Origin of the sequence: Cryptosporangium phraense, from assembly GCF_006912135.1 — a bacterium.
GTDB classification, from domain to species: domain Bacteria; phylum Actinomycetota; class Actinomycetes; order Mycobacteriales; family Cryptosporangiaceae; genus Cryptosporangium; species Cryptosporangium phraense.
The window spans coordinates 178,718-197,124 of record NZ_VIRS01000006.1 but is presented as its reverse complement, the minus strand read 5'-3'; the positions used below and the strand labels follow the sequence as shown (position 1 = coordinate 197,124).

Sequence of the window (18,407 nt, the reverse complement as noted above, 5' to 3'; positions counted from 1 at the left end):
CGGTCGTGCGATGCTGGGGCTGGCGGCATGATCGCCGTCTACCACGTATCCGGTGACCTGCCCGAGCTGCAGCGGGTCTACCGGGCCGCGTCGCTGTCGAACGCCGGCGACGCCCCGCTCCTGCTGGCCCGGCCCGAATTCCTCGTCTTCGCCGGCGACGACATCCCCACCGGCCGCACCCGCGTCGCCGCCGACCCGCGGATTCTCGGCTTCGCCACGACGAACGACGACGGCGCCGACGGGCTCTCGCTCGTCGACCTCTTCGTGGACCCGGAGCAGCAGCGCCGGGGAATCGCCCGCCGGCTGATCGCCGACATCACCGACTCCGCCCGGAGCACCGGCCACCGCCACCTGTCGGTGGTCGGCAACCCCCACGCGCTCGCCTTCTACCTCGCGGTCGGCTTCACCGAGATCGGCCGGATCGCGACCGAACTCGGCCCCGGCCTGTACCTCCGGCGCGATCTCACGACGGCCTGACCGCGAGCTGATCCCGCCGCCGGGTCAGGTACGCGGCTTCCGCGGTGTTGCCGGCCAGCTCGATCGCCCGGTCGTAAGCGTCCCGCGCGTTCGCGCTCCGGCCCAGGCGTCGCAGCAGATCGGCCCGGGTGGCGTGGAACGCGTGGTAGCCGTCCAGGTCGAGGCGGTCGACCGCGGCCAGCGCGACGTCCGGCCCGTCGAGCTCGGCCACCGCGATCGCCCGGTTCAACGCGACGATCGGCGACGGATCGAGCCGCCCCAACTGGTCGTAGAGCGCGACGACCTGCGACCAGTCGGTGTCCCGGACGTCCCGGGCCGACGTGTGCACGGCGTTGATCGCGGCGAGGACCTGATAGCGCCCCGGCGCCACCCCGGCCGCCAGCCGCTCCCGCACCAGCCGGTGCCCCTCGGCGATCAGACCGGCGTCCCAGGCTCCCCGGTCCTGCTCGTGCAGTGCGACCAGATCGCCGCCGGCCGAGACCCGGGCCGGGCGGCGGGCCTCGGTCAGGAGCATCAGCGCCAGCAACCCGGCCACCTCACCGTCGTCGGGAAGCAACGTCCGGATCAGGCGGGTGAGCCGGATCGCCTCCGCGGTCAGGTCCTGACGGACCGGATCGGTATCGGGGCCGGTCGACAGGTAGCCCTCGTTGAAGATCAGGAACAGCACGGCGAGGACGCCGGAGACGCGCGCCGGGAGGTCTTCCGCGGACGGCACCCGATACGGGATCCGAGCGGCCTTGATCTTGGCCTTGGCCCGGGTGATCCGCTGCCCCATCGCGGATTCCTGTACCAGGAACGCCCGGGCGATCTCGGGCACGGTCAGCCCGCCGACCATCCGCAGCGTCAGCGCCACCCGGGTCTCGCGGGCCAGCGCCGGGTGACAGCAGGTGAAGATCAGCCGGAGCCGCTCGTCCTCGATGGCGCCGAGGGGTTCGAGCGGCTCGTCGTCGGACACCATCCGAGCCTCCCGGTGCTTGTCGTCGCGCTTGCTCTCACGTCGGATCCGGTCGATCGCCTTGCGGTTGGCGGTGGTCGTCAGCCAGGCGCCCGGGTTGGGCGGGACGCCGTCGACCGGCCACCGTTCGACGGCGACCGCGAACGCCTCGGCGGCCGACTCCTCGGCGACGTCGAGATCGGAGAAACGCTTGGCCAGGGACGCGACCACCCGGGCCCACTCCTCGCGGTGGGCCCGGGTGATCGCCTCGGTGACAGTCACAGGAACGGCCGGACCTCGACCCGGCGGTTGCACGCCTTCGACCCGGCCGACGCCAGCTTCAGCGCCACGTCGAGATCCGGCGCCTCGATGATCCAGAAGCCGATCAGGAACTCCTTCGACTCCACGTACGGCCCATCGGTGAACATCGCCTCGTCGCCCCGGTTGTCGACGACGGTGGCCGCGTCCGGCCATCCCAGGCCGCCGGCGAACACCCAATGACCGTCGGCGATGAGCTGGTCGTTGAAGACGTCGATCGCCGCCTGCTCCTCGTCGGTGGCCAGCGCGGTGCTGTCGTGGAGAACGGAAACCAGGTACTGCATCAGAAGCTCCTCTCGTCGGGCCTTTCACCCCTGCTACGAACGCCGGGCCTCGATCCGACAGCGACGAGTCAGAGAATTTCGCGGAGGCGGGCGGCGAACTCGTCGGGCTTGCCCGCGTAGCCGAACTCGCCGCCGAGGAAGCCGCCGTGGTGGCTCGGGAAGATCGTCGCGTCCTGCCCGAGCAGCGCCGCCATTCCGGCCGCGGTCCGCGCGGTGTACGTGCCGGCCGACTCCTCGCCGGCCGCGATCACGATCCGCGTCGAGGCCGCCTTCAGCGCCTCGACGTCGGGCCGGTAGTCGGTGATCGCCCGCGAGACGCCCGAGAGCAGCGGGTCGTTGCGCCCGCCGTCGTCCTCGGCCGGCATGCCGAACGCGGCCGGGTCGGGCGTCGGGGCCGCGAAGTACTCGTCGGTGAACTCGCCCGTCCAGGACGTCATCTGGATGAACGCGGCCATGCCCGCTCCGCGCCCGTTGGCCTGGTACGCGGCCTCGAAAGCGCGCTGTGCGCGCTCGGCGGCCTCGGCGTCGGGGAGCGCGGCGTTGATCGGCGGCTCGTGCGCCACCAGCGTCCGGACGTCCTCCGGGTGCGTGGCCACGAGTTCGAGCCCGGTGACCGCGCCGCCGCTGCTGGCGAACAGGTCCACCGGTCCGCTGTCGACCGCTTCGACGAGCAGGTGCAGGTCGGCCGCCTGCTGCTGCGGGGTGTTGTCGGTCCGCCCGTCCGACCGGACGCTGCGGCCCAGGCCGCGCGGGTCGTAGGTGACGACGGTCCGGTCGGCGAAGCGGTCGGCGAGCGCTCCGAAGCCCTCGGCGGTCATCGGCTGGCCGATCATCAGCAGGACCGGTCTTCCGTCGGCGGGCGGCAGCGGCCCCCGGACGTCGTAGACCAGATCGACGCCGGGGATGGCGAGCGTGTGTGTCTGTGCGGTGGTCATGGCGCACAGCGTAGAAGCATCGACTCAACGTAATGAATCAGCCACGAATAGCGACTCCCTTTGCAAGGCTCCCGCCCGCTATTGAGCGTTTTTCGGCCGCTTTCTCCATGCGCCGTTCGGCTGACCGCAATCCAGCCGCGAGGGCAATGCGTCACGGTCGCTCGCTGATAGCTTGTTAACGGGCTGTCACAAAGTTGTGCTTTCCATCAATCCCTCCGCATCGTCACTGGGGACCCCTATGTTCCAAGCTCAGGCTATAGATGAGCCGAAGCAGAGCACCGGCCGTTCGACGGTCGCCGTCGTCGGTCTCGGCTACGTAGGGTTACCAACGGCACTCTCACTCCTGGACGCTGGCCTCTCGGTGATCGGCATCGACGTCTCCCCCGAACGCCTCACCGCGATCAATTCCGGAAACGTCGATCTGCTCCCCACCGACCTGGCTCGGTTACGTCGGCATCTGGCGTCCGAGCAATTCGATCGCGCGGCCGATTACGGCCGCATCGCGGACGCCGACACGGTCATCGTCTGCGTTCCGACTCCGGTCACCCCGCAGCTGGTCCCCGACCTGACCGCGCTCGGCGCGGCCTGCCGGACGGTGGTGGAGCACGCGCGCCGCGGGCAGACGATAATCCTCACCTCGACCACCTACGTCGGGTGCACCCGCGACCTGCTCGAGACGCCGCTGCGGGACCGCGGCTTCGAGCCGGGCTTCGACGTCCACATCGCGTTCTCGCCCGAGCGGATCGACCCGGGGGTCGCCGACCACGACCCGGCCTCGACTCCCCGCGTCCTCGGCGGCATCACGCCCGATTCGACCCGGGCCGCGGCCATGATCCTGCGGCGCACCTGCCCGAGCCTGCACGAGGTCAGCTCGCCCGAGGCCGCCGAGATGGCGAAGCTGCTGGAGAACACGTTCCGGGCGGTCAACATCGCGTTCGCGAACGAGATGGCCGACGTCGCCGGGAGCCTCGGCCTGTCGATCCAGGAGGTCGTCGAGGCGGCCGCGACCAAGCCGTACGGGTTCATGAAGTTCATGCCCGGCCCCGGGGTCGGTGGCCACTGCATCCCCTGCGACCCGCACTACCTGCTGTGGCAGCTCCGCGGGAGGCGGGTCGCCGCGCCGCTGACCGACGCGGCCATGACCGGGATCGCCCTGCGTCCGCGACGGGTGGTGGCCCGGCTGGCCGAGCTGCTCGCCGACGGTGGGCACAGCCTGCGCGGAGCGCGCGTGCACGTCGTCGGGGTGGCCTACAAGCCCGGCGTCGCCGACGTCCGGGAGTCGCCCGCGCTCGAGATCATCGCCGAGTGCCGGGCGGCCGGCGCCGAGGTCAGCTTCACCGACGCGTTCGTTGCCGAACTGCACCTCGTGGACGGCAACCTGAAGTCCACTCCGGTCGATCGGGTCGAGGCCGACGTCGTGCTCGTCCACACCGCGCACCCGGGCGAGGACCTGACCTGGCTGGCCGGCCACCCGCTGGTGCTCGACGCGACGTACCGGTTGGACTCGGTCCCGCAGCGCGTCGTCGTCTGATGAGGGCGTTTCTCCTGGCGGTAGCGCTCGTGCTCCTGCTGCTGCCGGCTGCGCCGGCGTCGGCCGCCCCCGGAACGCTGACGGTCTCGCTGACGTTCGACGACGGGTTCAAGTCCCAGGCGGACGCGGCCCAGGTGCTGGCCAAGCACCGGATGAACGGCACGTTCTACGTCATCAACGGGCTGGTCGGATACGGCGACTACCTCTCCTGGGCGGACATCGACGCGCTCGCCGCGCAGGGCAACGAGATCGGCGGCCACACGGTCACCCACCCGCACCTCGACCAGTTACCGTACGCGCAGGCCAAGGCCGAGATCTGCGACAACCGGGCGACGCTGCTGGCCCGCGGCTACCGCGTCACCAGCTTCGCGTACCCGTACGGATCGCCGTCGGCCGACAACGAGCGGCAGGCCGCCGAGTGCGGCTACAACTCCGCGCGCGACGTGTCCGGGCTGGTCGACGCCGAGAACGCGTCGTGCCTGGACTGTGCGCTGGCCAACCCGGTCCCGCCGGCCGACCTGTTCCGGATACGCGGCAACTCGTCGACGACCGACCACCTGGCCGGCGTCGAGCAGTACGTCACCCAGGCATTGCAGCACCCCGGCGCGTCCTGGGTGCCGCTGATCTTCCACCGCTTCTGCACGTCGGCGTGCGCGTCCGAGAAGGGCGACGAGTACATGTCGATCGCCGACTTCGACCGCCTGCTGACCTGGCTCGCGCAGCAGCCGGGCGTCGTCGTGCGGACCGTCCAGCAGGTCGTCGGCGGCCCGGTGCGGCCCTCGGTCGGCACCCCGACCCCGGATCGGGTCGCGCCGGCCGCGGTATCGGACGCGGTGGCCTGGCGGCCGTTCGACGTGCCGATCGGCCAGGAGCAGGTCCTGGTCGGCGGCCTCGTGGTGGCGGTCTGCGCGGTCGGGGTGTTCCGCCTGTCCCGGAGGGGGCGTCGTTATGTCCGTTGACACGCTGCGCGCACCCCGGCTGGGGCTCCGGGGCCGTTCGCGTCCGTTGCGGGGCGGACGGCGGGCGCTGGCGCTGGTGCCGGTGGCCGCGTTCGTGGCCTACTGCGTCCTGGCCTACGCGGGCTGGCACGAGCCCGTGTCCGTCCTCGTGCTCTTCGCGTCGTTCGCGCTGCTGATCCTCGGCTACCTGTCAGCCGGCGTCTTCTGGCGGTCGTTCACGCACCTGCCGCCCGCGCACGGCCGGGTGCTGGCCGTCGTCCCGGTCTACAACGAGGACGAGGAGCTGGTCCGGGCCACCGTGCGGGCGTTGCTGGCCCAGACGATCCTCCCGGACCAGATCGTCGTGGTCGACGACGGATCCCGGGTGCCGGTGGTCGGCTTCGACGATCCGCTGGTGCGCTGGGAGCGGATGCCCAACGGCGGGAAGCGGGAGGCTCAGGCGCACGCGCTGCGGCTCTACGCGCCGTCGGAGTTCGACTTCGTGCTGACCGTCGACTCGGATTCGGTGCTCGACGACGACGCGCTGGAGCGCCTGCTCGAAGCGATGTCGGACGAGCGCGTGCAGGCGGCGACCGGCATGATCCTGATGCGCAACTGGCAGGAGAACCTGCTCACCCGGCTGACCGACATCAACGTCGTGTCCAGCTGCCTGATGTTCCGGATGCTGCGGTCGTGGTTCGGCATCGTCTCGCCGACGTCGGGCTGCCTGGCGCTCTACCGGGCCCCGGTGCTCTACGACAACCTGCCCGACTACCTCACCTCGGGCACCGCGGGCGACGACCGCCGGCTCTCGTTCTACGCGCTGCTGCGCGGCCAGGTCGTCGGGGTGTCGGAGGCGGTCGTGTCCACGCAGCTTCCCGCAACCGCGCGCGGGATGTTCCGGCAGCGGACGCGGTGGAGCAAGTCGGCCTGGCTGGGCATCCCGTTCGTGGCGACCAACCTGCGGCTGGCCGTGGTGTTCTTCTACCTGCTGCCGCTGGTGTTCGCGGCACTGTGGCCCGTGATGGTGGCCGTGCTGGTGACGCTCACGCTCCGGTACGACAACCCGGTGCTGCTGCACGGGGTGGCGTTCTGGCTCGCCTGCTCGGTGACCCAGACGGCGGTCTACGCGATCTACCGGCCCGGCCTGACTTTCCGACAGCGCGTCGGGCAGTGGGGGCTGGCGCTGGTGTATCCGCTGCTGGGCTATCTGGTGCTGCGCCCGGCCACGTACTGGGCGCTGACCAAGCTGCGCGACTCGTCCTGGTACACCCGCTCATGAGCCAGGTACCGTCATGAGCCCGGTACCGTCATGAGCCCGGCACTACCAGGCCGGTCTCGTAGGCGACGACGACCGCTTGGGCCCGGCTGTTCAGGCCGAGCTTCGACATCACGTGCTTGACGTGCGTCTTCACGGTCGCCTCGCTGAGCACCAGGCGGTCGGCGATCTCGGAGTTCGACAGGCCCATCCCGACCAGCCGGAGCACCTCGATCTCCCGGGCGGTGAGCTGGTCGAGCTGCGGCCGGGCCACGGCCGCGACCCGATGGTGCCGGGACGAGTTCTCGATCAGCCGCTGGGTGATGCGCGGGGTGATCAGCACGTCGCCGGCCATGATCGTGTGCACGGCCGAGAGGATGCGCTCGGGTGGGGTGTCTTTCAGGAGGAACCCGGCGGCGCCCTCGGCTAGTGCCGCGTAGACGTATTCGTCCAGGTCGAAGGTGGTGAGGACCATGATGCGGGGTGGGGCGGCGTCGCCGGAGCCGGAGGCGGCGGAGGCGGGGGCGGCGGCGGAGGCGGAGGAGGCAGCGGAGGCGGCGGAGAGGATCTGTCTGGTGGCGCCGATTCCGTCGAGCACCGGCATCCGGATGTCCATCAGCACCAGGTCGGGCTTCGTCTCCGCGGCCAGCTCGACGGCCCGCGCTCCGTCGGCCGCCTCGCCCACGACCTCGATCCCCGGGGCCGCGGTGAACAGCGCCACCAGCCCGCCGCGGATCAGCGCCTGATCGTCGGCGATCAGCACCCGGACCGTCATTTCCCCTCCCCGATCGGTAACCGCGCGACCACGCCGAACCCTCCCTCGTCGCGCGGGCCCGCGTCGAGCACCCCGCCGTAGAGCTCGGCCCGCTCCCGCATGCCCCGGATGCCGTGCCCGCCCGATTCGGCCGAGCCCGACCCGCGACCGTCGTCGACGACCCGCAGCGTCAGCGCGCTCCCGCCGTAGGTCACGTCGATGCGGACGTTGGCCGGGCCGGCGTGTTTGAGGACGTTCGTCAGCGACTCCTGGACCACCCGGTAGGCGCAGAGGTCGGGACCGGGGGCGAGCGGGCGGACGGGCCCGGACACGGCGAGTTCGACCGGCACCCCGGCTGCCCGGGTGCGCTCGACCAGCCGGTCGAGGTCGGCGAGCCCGGGTTGGGGTGCGTAGCTCTCGGACCTTTCGTAGTCGTCGGAGCCGTACGACCTGGCGTTGCCGTCGGGGCCGCCGCCGCCCGTGCTGTGGGTGCCACCGGTGCCGTTGGGGCCGCCCGAGCCGTGCGTGCGGCCGGCGCCGTAGGGGGCGCCGCCGCCCGTGCCGTGGACGCCGCCGGTGCCGTGGATGCCACCGGCGCCGTTGAGGCCGCCCGTGCCGTGGGTGCGGCTGGCGCCGTTGGGGCCGCCCGTGCCGTGGGTGCGGCCGGCGCCGTAGGGGGCGTCGGTGAAGTCGGTCTCTTGTGGACGTAGGACGTCGAGTAGCCGGCGCATCTCGCTGAGAGCTTCTCGGCTGGCCTCCTCGACCGTGGCCAGCGCACTGCGGGCGGCCACGACGTCGGTGTCGAGCAGGTACCGGGAGACGCCGGCCTGCAGCGAGATGACCGACATGTGGTGCGCGACGACGTCGTGCAACTCGCGGGCGATGCGGACCCGCTCGTTGGCGGCCGCCCGCTCGGCCCGAGCCGCGAGCCGCTCGGCGCGCTCGGCCCAGCGCTTCGTGCTCAGCCCGAGCACCCCGGCGACGACGATCGCCACCACGCCCTTGAGCAGCTCCGACCAGAGCACCGCGGACGGGATGCTGCGCCCGGCCAGCGCGATCGTGCACCCGCCGATGACGACCAACGTCAGCGCGTACATCGTCAGCGCGACCCGGCGCGGGCAGTGCGTGGCCACCGTGAACGCGGCGATCACCAGCGCGAGCCCACCCTCGGGGAACGCGCTGCCGTTCAGCAGCGTCAGGGCCAACTGGGCCCCGAGCACGATGCTCAGCGTGACGATCGGCACGACCTGCCGAAGCGCGATCGGCGCCGCGGTGAGCACCGACAGCACGACCGTCAGGGCGTCGTTCGTCTCGGGGCGGAGGAACACCGCGGCGCTGATCGTCACCGCGGTGAGGGCGGCCGCGAGCAGGACGTCACCCGCGATGGCTCTAGTCTTGGCCGGCATGGTTTTCACGCTAGGGGCGGCCTACGACAATTGCCTCGCCCGGGCGGGGCAACCTCGCCTACCCCCAACGGGGTAGACGATTTGCCGTCTCAGGGCGATGACTCAGAGCTACGGCGTCCGTAGCTTTTCGACCCATGAAGCGACTAATTGTGACCGTGGCGGCCACCGCCGCCTTACTCGGAGCAACCGCTACCAGCGCGCACGCAACCGCGCGCCAAGACGTCCACAGGCCGGACGTCCACCAATTGCAGGCAGACGCGGACGCGATCCTGAAGCAGGGTGCGCCCGGCGTGATCGCGGAGGTCTCCACCCCGCAGGGGCGGACCCGGATCCGCGCGGGGTTCGGGAACACGGAGACGAAGCAGCCGGTGCCGTGGGGCGCGCACTTCCGGATCGGCAGCTTCACCAAGACGTTCGTCGCGACGACGACGCTGCAGCTCGTCGGGGAGGGGAAGGTCGCGCTCGACGCGCCGGTCGAGAAGTACCTGCCGGGGACGGTGAACAACGGCGCGCACATCACCGTGCGTCAGCTCCTGCAGCACACCAGCGGGCTGCCGGACTACCTGGCGAAGATGCCGTTCCTCAGTACTGAAGAAGGATTCCAGGCCAACCGGTACCGGACGTTCACGCCGAAGCAGTTGGTCGCGCTGTCGAACGAGCAGAAGCCGCTGTTCGCGCCGGGCACGAGCTGGCAGTACTCGAACACGAACTACGTGCTCGTGGGCATGATCATCGAGAAGGTCACCGGCGACGACTGGCGGGACCAGGTGTACCGCCGGATCATCCGGCCGCTGGGGCTGCGGAACACGTCGCTCCCGCGGACGTCGCCCGGGCTGCCGTCGCCGCACGCGGTCGGCTACGAGCGGTTCCCGGGTCCGGACGCGACCGAGACCGACCCGAAGTATGGCGAGCCGATCGACGCCACCGAGCAGAACCCGAGCTGGGGCGAGGCGGCCGGCGAGATCATCAGCACGACGTCGGACGGTAACCGCTTCCTGCGGGCGCTGCTCAGCGGCCAGTTGCTGCGGCCGGCCCAGTTGGCCGAGATGAAGAAGACGGTGCCGGCGAAGCCGTTCGAGGTGCTCTGGCCGGGGGCGAGGTACGGCCTGGGGTTGATGTCGAGCACGGGGCCGTGCGGGCTGGTGTGGTCGCACGGAGGGGACATCATGGGGTTCCGGACGCGGAACGGGGTCACCGAGGACGGTTCGCGGAGCGTGGTGGTGTCGCTGAACAGCGATTCGTTGAAGCCGGAGCCGGGGGCGCCGAAGCTCGATCAGGACGTGGCGCTCCAACTGATCGAGGACGGTCTCTGCGCCTGACGGACCGCCGGTCAGTGTGGGGTGCGTCGGTCGGCCGCCGCGTACGACGCGGCGGCCGTCACCGCGGCCACCGTGAGCACCGACGGCCAGGAACCGATCTTCTTGGCCAGCGGATGCGAGAGCCCGAACGCCCCGACGTAGGTAGCGGCCAGCGCCGCAGTGGTGGCCGGGCTGGTACGACGGAGCCACTCCCGACCGGCCACCGCCCCACCGACCGCCAGCACGGCCCCGCCGAGCGGCCGGACCCCCGTCCGGCGAGCGACCTGCCAGCCGCCGATGAGCGAACCGGCAGTGATCAGTGCGGTAGTCGGGAGGCGCATGCGACGACCGTACGCCATCATTTCCGGATGCTGAGTGACCCCCGGATCGAAGGCCGCCTCCCCACCCAGGACCTGGCTCGCGCCCGACGCCGGCGTCTTCGGCCTCGCGGAGGTAGTGCGCTAGCTCGGCATTTGGACGCTGCGTGACGTTGGGCCAGGATGAACGCGTGCTAGCCGCGTACCGCACAGATGACGCGGCCCGGTATTTCGCCGTCCGCGAGTCGACTCAACTCCTCGAGGCATATCGGCGGGATATTGATATACCTACTCTGGATCGATCCTGCCCGAATTCGAGAAAGATTCCGGTGTCCGCGTCCAAAATGTTTGCACCCACGGGTGCAGCTAACGTACACATCCCTCCATCTGTTCGACCGGTGTTCGCAGGGTGGAAGAAATCGAGCCGGTGCGTTGATGGAGATTGCGTCGAAGTACGCGTTTCACTGGGCCGAATATTCGTTCGATCGAGCAAGGATCCGGCGGGTTCCCACCTGTCGATGACCGCGACGCAGTTCGCCGACTTTCTGGCGTTCGTCAACTCGCCCGAGGCACGTCCGAGCCGTCCGGCCTAGGCCTCGACAGTCGGCCGATCGCCGCTTCGAGCAGGGCGATCGTCTCGTCCGGCCCACCGAGTTCGTTCTCCAGGTCTGTGTAGTCCGAGAGCCAGACCAGAGGGTCGGGTCGAACCGCTCCGGTCGTTCCCCGGTCCGATCGACCCGACTGCGAGATGAGCACCTCAGCGCCGGGGTTCTCGAGATACAGAATGACGTCCGCCGCATCGTCGACACGGGGATCGCCGACCTCGAGCAACACGTGCGGTTGTCGCCAGTGGGAGAAGATCCCGAATTCGAAGGGAACTACTCGAAGCCGGATGTTCGGCGCTCGGGCTACATCGATCAGGTGCCGGAGCTGACCGCGCATGACATCGCGATCACCGACGACCAAACTGATCGCCGCCTCGTGCAATAGGAACGAGAACGGAATGTGCCCGTCCAGGCCTTCTCTCGACAAAATGTCCTGACGCCGAGCCCGCAACTCCACCATCTCCCGGACTTCGGCCCGATCCCGCCGTCCGCCCCACCCGGTGACCACCGCCGCGTACTCGGGCGACTGGAGGACGCCGGGCACGGTGAGCGGTTGGTAGGAACGAACGGACGAAGCCGACTCCTCGTGCGCGAGAAACGCGTAGAACTCCGGCGACACCAACCGTTGGAATCTGCCCCAACTGCTCTGCTTACGCGTGCTGCGAGCAGCGTCCATCAGGGACTCGATCTCGACCTCGTCGGTCACCCCGTAGAACTCCAGGAGCCGGCCCAGGCTCTCGGTGGTGATGCCCTGGATGCCGTTCTCGATCCGATTGATGCGCGACCGGGACCAGCCCAGTTCGCGCATCACGTCCTCTTGAGACTTTCCGCTCCCCTTCCGTAAATCGCGCAACCGATGCCCCAACCGGCGACGATGAACAACCGGGTCCAAGGTCGGCATCTCCCCCTCCAAATGCGCGACGTAGCACCTTGTCAGTACGAGGCTACGGCAACCCGCAAGCCTGATCATGCGCGCTCGGAAACTGATCGAGAAATACCTCGGTATCCCGATCACTCGTTGCCCGCAGGATCGCAACCGTCACGGCAATGCCACCGAATCAAGCGGCAGCCCCCCAGCTGCGCACCGGGGGGCCACCTCCCTGACCGGTCCAGCAGAAAGACCAGAAATCAGGGTCACTGGCGATGAGCGCCTAGCGGAATTAGACCACCGAAACTGCGACGTGTCGAGTTTCTGTACACACCTCGAAGTCGATGAATCACCGACTTCCCCTGGTTCATTCACCCCGACCCGCGCAGTTCAGCGTTGCTCGAGACGCGCGCACCGTGAAGGCTTAATACCTCTTTGGGCGCTGCGTCCGGTGACCGAGTCGCCGGAGTCCAGAGAGGATATCGAATCGGAACCGGTCCAGCAGAAAGAAGTGATCATGGTGTGCGTGGAAACCGCGCCTCACAGAATTCCCGTCCGCCCGGCTATCGTCGTCATCATCCTGCTGATCCTCATCAGCGTCAGCCTGCCCGCCAACAATGCGACCGCCGCGGCGCTGGCGGCCGGGGCCAGCTGGGCCGCCTTGTTGTGGGAGTCGGTCCTCAAGCTCTGGGACGGGCCCCGCCACGACCATCACCGCGCTCTCACCTGGAGGTGAGAGCGCAGCGGATCAGGCCGGGGAGGCTGCCAACGCCGGGCGGTCGGCGGGCTCCTCGGTCGTGCTCAGGCCCAGCTTCCCCCGGGTCGCCACGATCAGAATCGCCGCCACCGCGACCGACCCGATCAGGTTCCCCCACAGCGTGTCCCGGTCCAGGTCGAGCTTCGGAAACACCTCGGCCCACACCAGCGAGTACGTCGCGTTGATCGACGCGTGCAGGAGCATCACCAGCGGGAGACTCTGGCCGGTGCGGTTGAACACCCAGGTCATCACCAGGCTGAGCGGAACGCACGACGCAACGAAGACGACCGGCTGCACCCAGGTCACGTCCGGGTACCCGCCCCACTCGGTGAAGAACAGCGGCAGATGCCAGCAGCCCCAGAGAACGCCCAGCACGCAGGTTCCGAACACCGGGCCGTAGCGACGCTGGAGGCGCGGCAGCGCGAAGTCCCGCCAGCCCGGCTCCTCGGCCGCCGCGGTGGTCACGAACTGGACGAGCAGCATCGGCACGTACGCGGCGAGAATCATCAGGCTCGGCACCCGGATCTGCTCCCACGCCCCGGGCAGCGCCAGCGACGCGACCAGGATCACCAGCGGCGTCCCGAGCAGCACGATCAGGTACCACTTCAGCGAGACCCGCCAGCGCAGCAGGCGTCCGGCCCAGTGGCGCAGCCCGGCCCGCCCCTCGGCGAGCGACGTCACGATGAACGCGGCAGCCAGCGGGCCCAGGTACGCGCCGGGCAGCACCCCGACCAGCTGGGCCACCGGCCCGGACGGGAACCGGAACTCGGGCTCCAGCCCGAGCCCGTGGTCCGAGAGGACGAACGGCGTCCAGGCGATCCAGCTGAGCCCGAACGCCAGCGCGAAGAAGCTGATCAGCGGGTACCGATTAACCAGTGTTTTCATGCCTCGAAGCTCACCAGCGACGGCGGCCCCGATCACTCCCGTAGCCGAGCCAACCCAGGTAGCGCAGGCGCTACCCCATCCGCCGTACGTTCTCGAGATACCGCAGCACAGCGGTCACCCGACGGTCGGTCGCGTCGTCCGGCGGCAGGTCGAGCTTGGCGAAGATGCTCCGGATGTGCTTGTGCACCGCGCCGTCGGTGACCACCAACCGCTGGGCGATCGCCGCGTTGCCGAGCCCCTCGGCCATCAGCTTCAGCACGTCGAGCTCGCGCGGGCTGAGCCGGTCGAGCCGCGGATCCGACCGCGTCCGCGACAGCAGCTGCGTGACCACGTCCGGGTCGATCGCGGTGCCGCCTTCGGCGACCCGCCGCAGCGCGTCGAGGAACTGCTCGACCCTCCCGACCCGCTCCTTGAGCAGGTACCCGAGGCCGGCGCTCCCGCCGGCCAGCAGCTCGGTCGCGAATGCTTGCTCGACGTAGGCCGACAGCACCAGCACCGCCAACCCCGGGTAGCGCTGGCGCGCCGCTACCGCGGCCTTGATGCCCTCGTCGGTGTGCGTCGGCGGCATGCGGACGTCTACCAGCGCGACGTCGGGATGGTGCTGCTCGACGGCCGCGAGGAACTCGTCCGGGTCGCCGGCCGTGGCCACCACGTCGAGCGCTTCGGCTTTCAGCAACAGCGCCAGGCCCTCGCGCAGGAGGGCGTCGTCTTCGGCGATCACGATCCGCACGGCAGCTCCACGGCCAGGATCGTAGGGCCACCGGGCGGGCTGTCGACGCTCAACGTCCCGTCGTGGGCCTCCACTCGGCGTCGAATCCCGTCCAAACCGGACCCGGCGGACGCGTCGGCGCCGCCCTTGCCGTCGTCGGTGATGCGGAGACGTAGCCGGCCGGCGCGCAGCTGGGCGGTCAGCTCGGCCGACTTCGCCCCCGAATGCTTGGCCACGTTCGTCAACGCCTCGGCGACGACGAAGTACGCGGTCGCCTCCACCGACGCCGCACACCGCCCGGCGATGTCGACCTCGACCCCGCAGGGCACGCCACAGTTCGCGGCCAGCCCGGTGAGGGCACCGGCCAGGCCCCGGTCGGCCAGCACCGGCGGCAGGATGCTCCGGGACACCGCCCGCAACTCGGCCAGCGCCGACTCGGCCGCCTCCTGGGCCCGCTCCAGGATCGCGTCGGTCTCGGCCGGGTTCCGGCTCAGCGAGCGTCTGGCCGCGCCGAGCAGCACGGTGACGGCCACCAGCCGATTCTGACTCCCGTCGTGCAACGACCGCTCGATCCGGCGCAGCTCCACCGCGTGCGCGTCGAGCGCGGCCGCGCGGGTGGCGGTGAGCTCGACGACCCGCATCGACAGATCGACCGACGGGTCCGGCACCAGCAGGCGCCGCCCCGGCCAGGACTGCACGCGCGCGAGCGTCGGCACCACGCCGACCAGGATCGCGACCCACCCGATCCCGAACACCGAGATCGCCGACGCCTGCCACCAGGTGTGCGCGGTTCCGACGCCGAACGCGGTGGCGGTCGGATCCGACGGCGGGAGCTTCCACCAGGCGACGAACGTGAGGTCACGCACGATGAACACCGGCAGCAGCACGCCGAACAGCCCGAGGACGAAACCCAGCGTCGCGTGGCTGGCCAGCCACCCCAGCTCACGCGGGAGCGATCGGTCGCCCAGCACCCCGCGCAGCCCCCTCGGCACCGGGCCGGGCGACGGCAGATCGACGCCCAGCCGGCCCAGCCGGGAGCGTTCGCGATCGGCCACCGACCGGACCGCCCGCGCGGCGAGCGGCACCGCGAGCAGGCCGACGCCGACCACGCCGGCCAGCGCGACGACGACGACCCCGATCAGCGTGATCAGCGCCAGGAACGCCGTGGCGAACCCCCTGATCAGCTGTTTCTCGCCGCGGACGCCCCGGCCGAAGGCACGGGTGACCGCGGGCCACAGACCGTTCTGCTGCTCGGACACGGGGCCGACCCTAGGTCGTCGCCGAGCCGAACGGGCGGCTATCCACAGGGAGTACAGCCTGCTGTACCACCTGTGGACAGCTGCCGGGATCGGCGGGCGGACCGGTAATCCTTAGCGTCGAGTTCGACACCGACGAAGGAGACCGCCATGACGAACACCACGCCCGACCGTTCCGGCCCGCAGATCCTCCGCCCGCTCCTCTGGGTGCTGCTCACGATCGGCATGATCGGCAACGCCGCCGCCACCGCGCTCGGCGACAATCTTCCCGCCCATCTCGCGTTCGGGCTGGTCACGCTGGTCAGCGGAGGTGCGCTGATCGCCCAGTACGTCCGCCGCCGGTAGCCGCGGCGGTGGCGTCGATCAGGAGGCCGGCGGTGTGCAGGGCCGCGCGGAGGTCGATCGGGGCGCGTCCCAGCCCCGCCAGCACGCCGTGGGCCACCTCGGCGAAGTCCAGCGGGGCCACGGGCAGCGCGGCCGCGGCGTCCACCGCGCCTTTCTCGTTGATCAGCCACGCGCCGGCGTACGCGTGCAACGCGTGGGCGCAGAGCTCGACCGCGCGGAAGAGGCAGCCGGCGACGTACGCGGTGTCGCCCCGGTCGACGGCCTTGCCGGCGTTCAGGACCGCGAAGTCCGCCTCCCAGAGCGCCTGGGTCAGTATCCGCTCCCGCAGCGCCTCCGGATACCGCTGCGCTGCGTCCCGCAGCGCGGTCAGCTCACCGGCCGGGTCGGCCAGCACCCGTCCGAGGGCCATCTCCCCGACGTACGAGAAGTCGGGGACGCCGAGCGGGTGGCCGACCTGGGAGTGGAACCCGTACCGCCCGGCGCGGGCGTCGTCCCAGGCCGTGGTGACGCGGTCGAGGTCGCGGTAGATCCAGTCGACGAGGACGTCGTCGATGCGGAGCCAGCCGCCGCCGTCGACCCACGGCCCCCACTCGCCCGGCCGCGTGACCTCCGCGCCCGGGCCGGCCAGCTCACGGGCGAGCGCGGCCAGCGCGTCCACGTCGAGCGGAGCCCGGTAGTAGAGGCCGAGGTCGACGTCGGAATCGTCGGCGTGGGTGCCGCGGGCGCGGCTCCCGCCGAGCATCACCCCGGCGATGCCGGGCACCCCGACGAGCCGGTCGGCGATCTCCTGCAGCTTCCGGTCGGTCAGCACCCCTGCATCTCAGCAGGGGTCGGGGGTCGGGCTTCCCGATGGGGTCGGGCTCGGCGACGCCGACGGCGATCGGGACGCGCTGGGGCTTGGCGAAACGGGGACGCAGGCACCGTTCTTCGGCGGGTCGGATCCGGCGGCGGAAGGAGACTTCGAACTACTCGGCGAGGGCGACCGCCCCGCCGACGCCGACGTGCTCGGGGTAGCGCCGCTCGGCGACCCGCTGCCGGACGGCGACCCGCTCGGGCTCCCGCTGGCCGACCCGCTCGGGCTCCCGGACGGCGAGGCACTTCCGGAAGGCGAGGCGCTTCCGGACGGCGACCCGCTCGGACTCCCGGACGGCGAGGCGCTCCCGGACGGCGACCCGCTCGGGCTGCCGCTGGGCGACTTGCTCGGACTCCCCGACGGCGACGGCGACGGCGACGAACTCGGCGCCGGAGCCGGCAGCGGCAAGGGCGCCGGCATCTTCCCGTCCCCACCCGGCACCACCCGGGTAGCCGCATAGAACTCCGCCCACCAGACCGGCGCCACCCGAACCACATCGCCCTCGGTCGGCGCGTGCAGCATCTTCCCGTGCCCGAGATAGATCGCGACGTGGTGGATCGTGTCCCAGTTCGACTTGTCGGTCGCGAAGAACAGCAGATCGCCCGGTAACAACGCGGTCGTGTCCACGATCGTCGTCGCCCGGAACTGGGGCCTCGCGGTCCGCGGCAACGAGATCCCGGCCGCCGCGTACGCGGTCTGCACCAGCCCGGAGCAGTCGTACCGGTTCGGCCCCTCCGCGCCCCACTCGTACGGCTTGCCGCGCTGCGCCAGCGCGAACTCGATCGCGGCCAGCGCCGCCTTCCCGGCCACGCCCTGCGCGTCGCGGATGTACTCCGACGACCGGGCGGCGTCCACCGCCTCCTGGTCGGCCTCCTCGGCCGCGAGCACGTGCTCCTTGCCCGCGCGCAGCGACCTGATCTCGGCCGAGCGCTTCTTCAGCTCCGCGCCGAGCGACGTGACCTGACTCTGCGCGGTGTCGGCCAGCGCGGTCGCGGCCGCTTCGTCGCTGGTCGCCTCCTGTTCGGCGGCGACGGCCGAGTCGAGTTCGGCCTGCGCGGCGCTCGCGTCCGGATCGACGTGGCCGAACATCCGCTCGCGCGGGTCGGCGGGCAGTCCGTCGGTACCCCGGGCGGCGTCGATGTAGGAGTTGCGGGCCCAGGAGGCGACCGCCGACCGGGCCGCGGCCACCCGCGCGCTCGCCGCCGCCCGACGCTCGGCCGCGGCCGCTCCGGTGGCCTGCGCCGAGGCCAACTGCCCCTTCGCCTCCTCCAGACGCTCGGCCACGGCCTCGGCCGCGCTCTGGCGTTGCCGGACGAGCTCCGCGAGGTTACGCGCGGGCGTCGCGGGTGCGGACGACTTCGTGGTCGGCGGTTCCGGGGTGCGCGGTGCGGCGACGGCTCCGGCGGCCGGGCCGAGCACCAGCCCGGCCGTGAGCAGGCCGGTTGCGGCGGCCACACCGCAGCGTCCGATCCGTGGCTCGCTGACCAGGCGGGACAGCGACCACCCGGCTAACGGCGAAACCCCAGATCCCGACAAACGCACGTCCTTCCCGGAGGGCTCGTACGCGACCTACGTTTCCATCGTTCTCACAATTGACGGTGAACGCACCTTGAAACGGCTCTAAATCCGCAAATTCCTAAGTTCGCCGACCTCGGCGGGGCCGGCGACGCCCAAGGCCG

General features: G+C 70.8%; 20 protein-coding genes. 8 read left to right on the top strand and 12 right to left on the bottom strand.

What is annotated here, in order from left to right; all coding sequences use genetic code 11:
• Positions 1–27: 27 nt before the first annotated feature.
• Entirely contained in the window at positions 28–477 is a 450-nt protein-coding gene (locus FL583_RS11175) for a GNAT family N-acetyltransferase (protein ID WP_142704503.1), read from the top strand.
• On the opposite strand, the gene FL583_RS11170 is transcribed toward FL583_RS11175, so the two are convergent.
• The 3 genes from FL583_RS11170 to FL583_RS11160 form a co-directional block, all read right to left on the bottom strand.
• Positions 464–1,693 carry an RNA polymerase sigma factor gene (locus FL583_RS11170; protein ID WP_142704502.1) on the bottom strand — a complete coding sequence of 410 codons (1,230 nt, stop codon included), beginning with the start codon at positions 1,691–1,693 and terminating at the stop codon, positions 464–466. The genes FL583_RS11175 and FL583_RS11170 overlap by 14 nt on opposite strands.
• Positions 1,690–2,013: a YciI family protein gene (locus FL583_RS11165; RefSeq protein ID WP_142704501.1), complete on the bottom strand. Its 324-nt coding sequence runs from the start codon at positions 2,011–2,013 to the stop codon at positions 1,690–1,692. Before FL583_RS11165 ends, FL583_RS11170 begins: the two co-directional genes overlap by 4 nt.
• A 68-nt stretch (positions 2,014–2,081) precedes the next feature.
• On the bottom strand, positions 2,082–2,948 hold the full coding sequence (locus tag FL583_RS11160) for an alpha/beta fold hydrolase (RefSeq protein ID WP_142704500.1): 867 nt from the start codon (positions 2,946–2,948) through the stop codon (positions 2,082–2,084).
• Between the two features lie 238 nt (positions 2,949–3,186).
• Between FL583_RS11160 and FL583_RS11155 the strand changes: the two genes are divergently transcribed.
• The 3 genes from FL583_RS11155 to FL583_RS11145 are packed head-to-tail and all read left to right on the top strand — an operon-like array spanning position 3,187 to position 6,699.
• Positions 3,187–4,479: a nucleotide sugar dehydrogenase gene (locus FL583_RS11155; protein WP_142704499.1), complete on the top strand. Its 1,293-nt coding sequence runs from the start codon at positions 3,187–3,189 to the stop codon at positions 4,477–4,479.
• The gene (locus FL583_RS11150; protein WP_142704498.1) at positions 4,479–5,438 is read left to right on the top strand and encodes a polysaccharide deacetylase family protein; all 960 of its coding nucleotides are present in this window, start codon (positions 4,479–4,481) and stop codon (positions 5,436–5,438) included. The genes FL583_RS11155 and FL583_RS11150 overlap by 1 nt, the downstream gene beginning before the upstream one ends.
• Positions 5,428–6,699: a glycosyltransferase family 2 protein gene (locus FL583_RS11145; protein ID WP_142704497.1), complete on the top strand. Its 1,272-nt coding sequence runs from the start codon at positions 5,428–5,430 to the stop codon at positions 6,697–6,699. Before FL583_RS11150 ends, FL583_RS11145 begins: the two co-directional genes overlap by 11 nt.
• A gap of 28 nt (positions 6,700–6,727) precedes the next feature.
• Here the strand turns inward: FL583_RS11145 and FL583_RS11140 are convergent, their stop codons facing one another.
• A complete protein-coding gene (locus tag FL583_RS11140) occupies positions 6,728–7,450 on the bottom strand; it encodes a LuxR C-terminal-related transcriptional regulator (RefSeq protein WP_142704496.1) in 723 nt (240 codons plus the stop codon).
• A complete protein-coding gene (locus FL583_RS11135) occupies positions 7,447–8,835 on the bottom strand; it encodes a sensor histidine kinase (RefSeq protein WP_142704495.1) in 1,389 nt (462 codons plus the stop codon). The genes FL583_RS11140 and FL583_RS11135 overlap by 4 nt, the downstream gene beginning before the upstream one ends.
• A 134-nt stretch (positions 8,836–8,969) precedes the next feature.
• Here FL583_RS11135 and FL583_RS11130 point away from each other — a divergent pair, with 134 nt between their 5' ends.
• A complete protein-coding gene (locus tag FL583_RS11130; protein ID WP_142704494.1) occupies positions 8,970–10,154 on the top strand; it encodes a serine hydrolase domain-containing protein in 1,185 nt (394 codons plus the stop codon).
• An 11-nt stretch (positions 10,155–10,165) separates the two neighbouring features.
• Here FL583_RS11130 and FL583_RS11125 read toward each other — a convergent pair whose 3' ends face one another.
• Positions 10,166–10,474: a hypothetical protein gene (locus tag FL583_RS11125; protein ID WP_142704493.1), complete on the bottom strand. Its 309-nt coding sequence runs from the start codon at positions 10,472–10,474 to the stop codon at positions 10,166–10,168.
• 320 nt (positions 10,475–10,794) lie between these two features.
• On the opposite strand from FL583_RS11125, the gene FL583_RS42880 reads away from it, so the two are divergent.
• Positions 10,795–11,043, top strand: a complete 249-nt coding sequence (locus tag FL583_RS42880; RefSeq protein ID WP_142704619.1) for a DUF397 domain-containing protein — start codon at positions 10,795–10,797, stop codon at positions 11,041–11,043.
• Here FL583_RS42880 and FL583_RS11115 read toward each other — a convergent pair.
• Positions 11,006–12,025, bottom strand: a complete 1,020-nt coding sequence (locus FL583_RS11115; RefSeq protein WP_142704492.1) for a Scr1 family TA system antitoxin-like transcriptional regulator — start codon at positions 12,023–12,025, stop codon at positions 11,006–11,008. The two genes, FL583_RS42880 and FL583_RS11115, sit on opposite strands and share 38 nt — an antisense overlap.
• A gap of 349 nt (positions 12,026–12,374) precedes the next feature.
• Between FL583_RS11115 and FL583_RS11110 the strand changes: the two genes are divergently transcribed.
• On the top strand, positions 12,375–12,659 hold the full coding sequence (locus FL583_RS11110; protein WP_142704491.1) for a hypothetical protein: 285 nt from the start codon (positions 12,375–12,377) through the stop codon (positions 12,657–12,659).
• Positions 12,660–12,671: 12 nt separating this feature from the next.
• On the opposite strand, the gene FL583_RS11105 is transcribed toward FL583_RS11110, so the two are convergent.
• From FL583_RS11105 to FL583_RS11095, 3 genes are all read right to left on the bottom strand, one after another.
• Complete coding sequence (locus FL583_RS11105) at positions 12,672–13,565, bottom strand: CPBP family intramembrane glutamic endopeptidase (RefSeq protein WP_142704490.1); 894 nt, start codon at positions 13,563–13,565, stop codon at positions 12,672–12,674.
• Positions 13,566–13,635: 70 nt separating this feature from the next.
• Positions 13,636–14,295 (bottom strand): response regulator, encoded by a 660-nt coding sequence (locus tag FL583_RS11100; RefSeq protein WP_142704489.1) that lies wholly within the window; start codon positions 14,293–14,295, stop codon positions 13,636–13,638.
• Positions 14,283–15,533, bottom strand: coding sequence for a sensor histidine kinase (locus FL583_RS11095; protein WP_142704488.1), 1,251 nt, complete (start codon positions 15,531–15,533; stop codon positions 14,283–14,285). The genes FL583_RS11100 and FL583_RS11095 overlap by 13 nt, the downstream gene beginning before the upstream one ends.
• A 147-nt stretch (positions 15,534–15,680) precedes the next feature.
• Here FL583_RS11095 and FL583_RS11090 point away from each other — a divergent pair, with 147 nt between their 5' ends.
• On the top strand, positions 15,681–15,875 hold the full coding sequence (locus FL583_RS11090) for a hypothetical protein (protein ID WP_142704487.1): 195 nt from the start codon (positions 15,681–15,683) through the stop codon (positions 15,873–15,875).
• Here the strand turns inward: FL583_RS11090 and FL583_RS11085 are convergent.
• Both FL583_RS11085 and FL583_RS11080 read right to left on the bottom strand, forming a co-directional pair.
• Entirely contained in the window at positions 15,832–16,686 is an 855-nt protein-coding gene (locus FL583_RS11085; RefSeq protein ID WP_142704486.1) for a DUF4037 domain-containing protein, read from the bottom strand. The two genes, FL583_RS11090 and FL583_RS11085, sit on opposite strands and share 44 nt — an antisense overlap.
• Positions 16,687–16,695: 9 nt before the next feature.
• Entirely contained in the window at positions 16,696–18,183 is a 1,488-nt protein-coding gene (locus FL583_RS11080; RefSeq protein ID WP_142704485.1) for a C40 family peptidase, read from the bottom strand.
• Between the last annotated feature and the right edge of the window lie 224 nt (positions 18,184–18,407).

Bases quoted from the DNA above. Each gene is read 5' to 3' on its own strand.
- FL583_RS11175 (WP_142704503.1), top strand. From the start codon at position 28: ATGATCGCCGTCTACCACGTATCCGGTGACCTGCCCGAGCTGCAGCGG.
- FL583_RS11150 (WP_142704498.1), top strand. From the start codon at position 4,479: ATGAGGGCGTTTCTCCTGGCGGTAGCGCTCGTGCTCCTGCTGCTGCCG.
- FL583_RS42880 (WP_142704619.1), top strand. From the start codon at position 10,795: ATGTTTGCACCCACGGGTGCAGCTAACGTACACATCCCTCCATCTGTT.
- FL583_RS11155 (WP_142704499.1), top strand. From the start codon at position 3,187: ATGTTCCAAGCTCAGGCTATAGATGAGCCGAAGCAGAGCACCGGCCGT.
- FL583_RS11105 (WP_142704490.1), bottom strand. From the start codon at position 13,565: ATGAAAACACTGGTTAATCGGTACCCGCTGATCAGCTTCTTCGCGCTG.
- FL583_RS11140 (WP_142704496.1), bottom strand. From the start codon at position 7,450: ATGACGGTCCGGGTGCTGATCGCCGACGATCAGGCGCTGATCCGCGGC.
- FL583_RS11090 (WP_142704487.1), top strand. From the start codon at position 15,681: ATGACGAACACCACGCCCGACCGTTCCGGCCCGCAGATCCTCCGCCCG.
- FL583_RS11160 (WP_142704500.1), bottom strand. From the start codon at position 2,948: ATGACCACCGCACAGACACACACGCTCGCCATCCCCGGCGTCGATCTG.
- FL583_RS11115 (WP_142704492.1), bottom strand. From the start codon at position 12,025: ATGATCAGGCTTGCGGGTTGCCGTAGCCTCGTACTGACAAGGTGCTAC.
- FL583_RS11125 (WP_142704493.1), bottom strand. From the start codon at position 10,474: ATGCGCCTCCCGACTACCGCACTGATCACTGCCGGTTCGCTCATCGGC.
- FL583_RS11165 (WP_142704501.1), bottom strand. From the start codon at position 2,013: ATGCAGTACCTGGTTTCCGTTCTCCACGACAGCACCGCGCTGGCCACC.
- FL583_RS11145 (WP_142704497.1), top strand. From the start codon at position 5,428: ATGTCCGTTGACACGCTGCGCGCACCCCGGCTGGGGCTCCGGGGCCGT.
- FL583_RS11130 (WP_142704494.1), top strand. From the start codon at position 8,970: ATGAAGCGACTAATTGTGACCGTGGCGGCCACCGCCGCCTTACTCGGA.
- FL583_RS11135 (WP_142704495.1), bottom strand. From the start codon at position 8,835: ATGCCGGCCAAGACTAGAGCCATCGCGGGTGACGTCCTGCTCGCGGCC.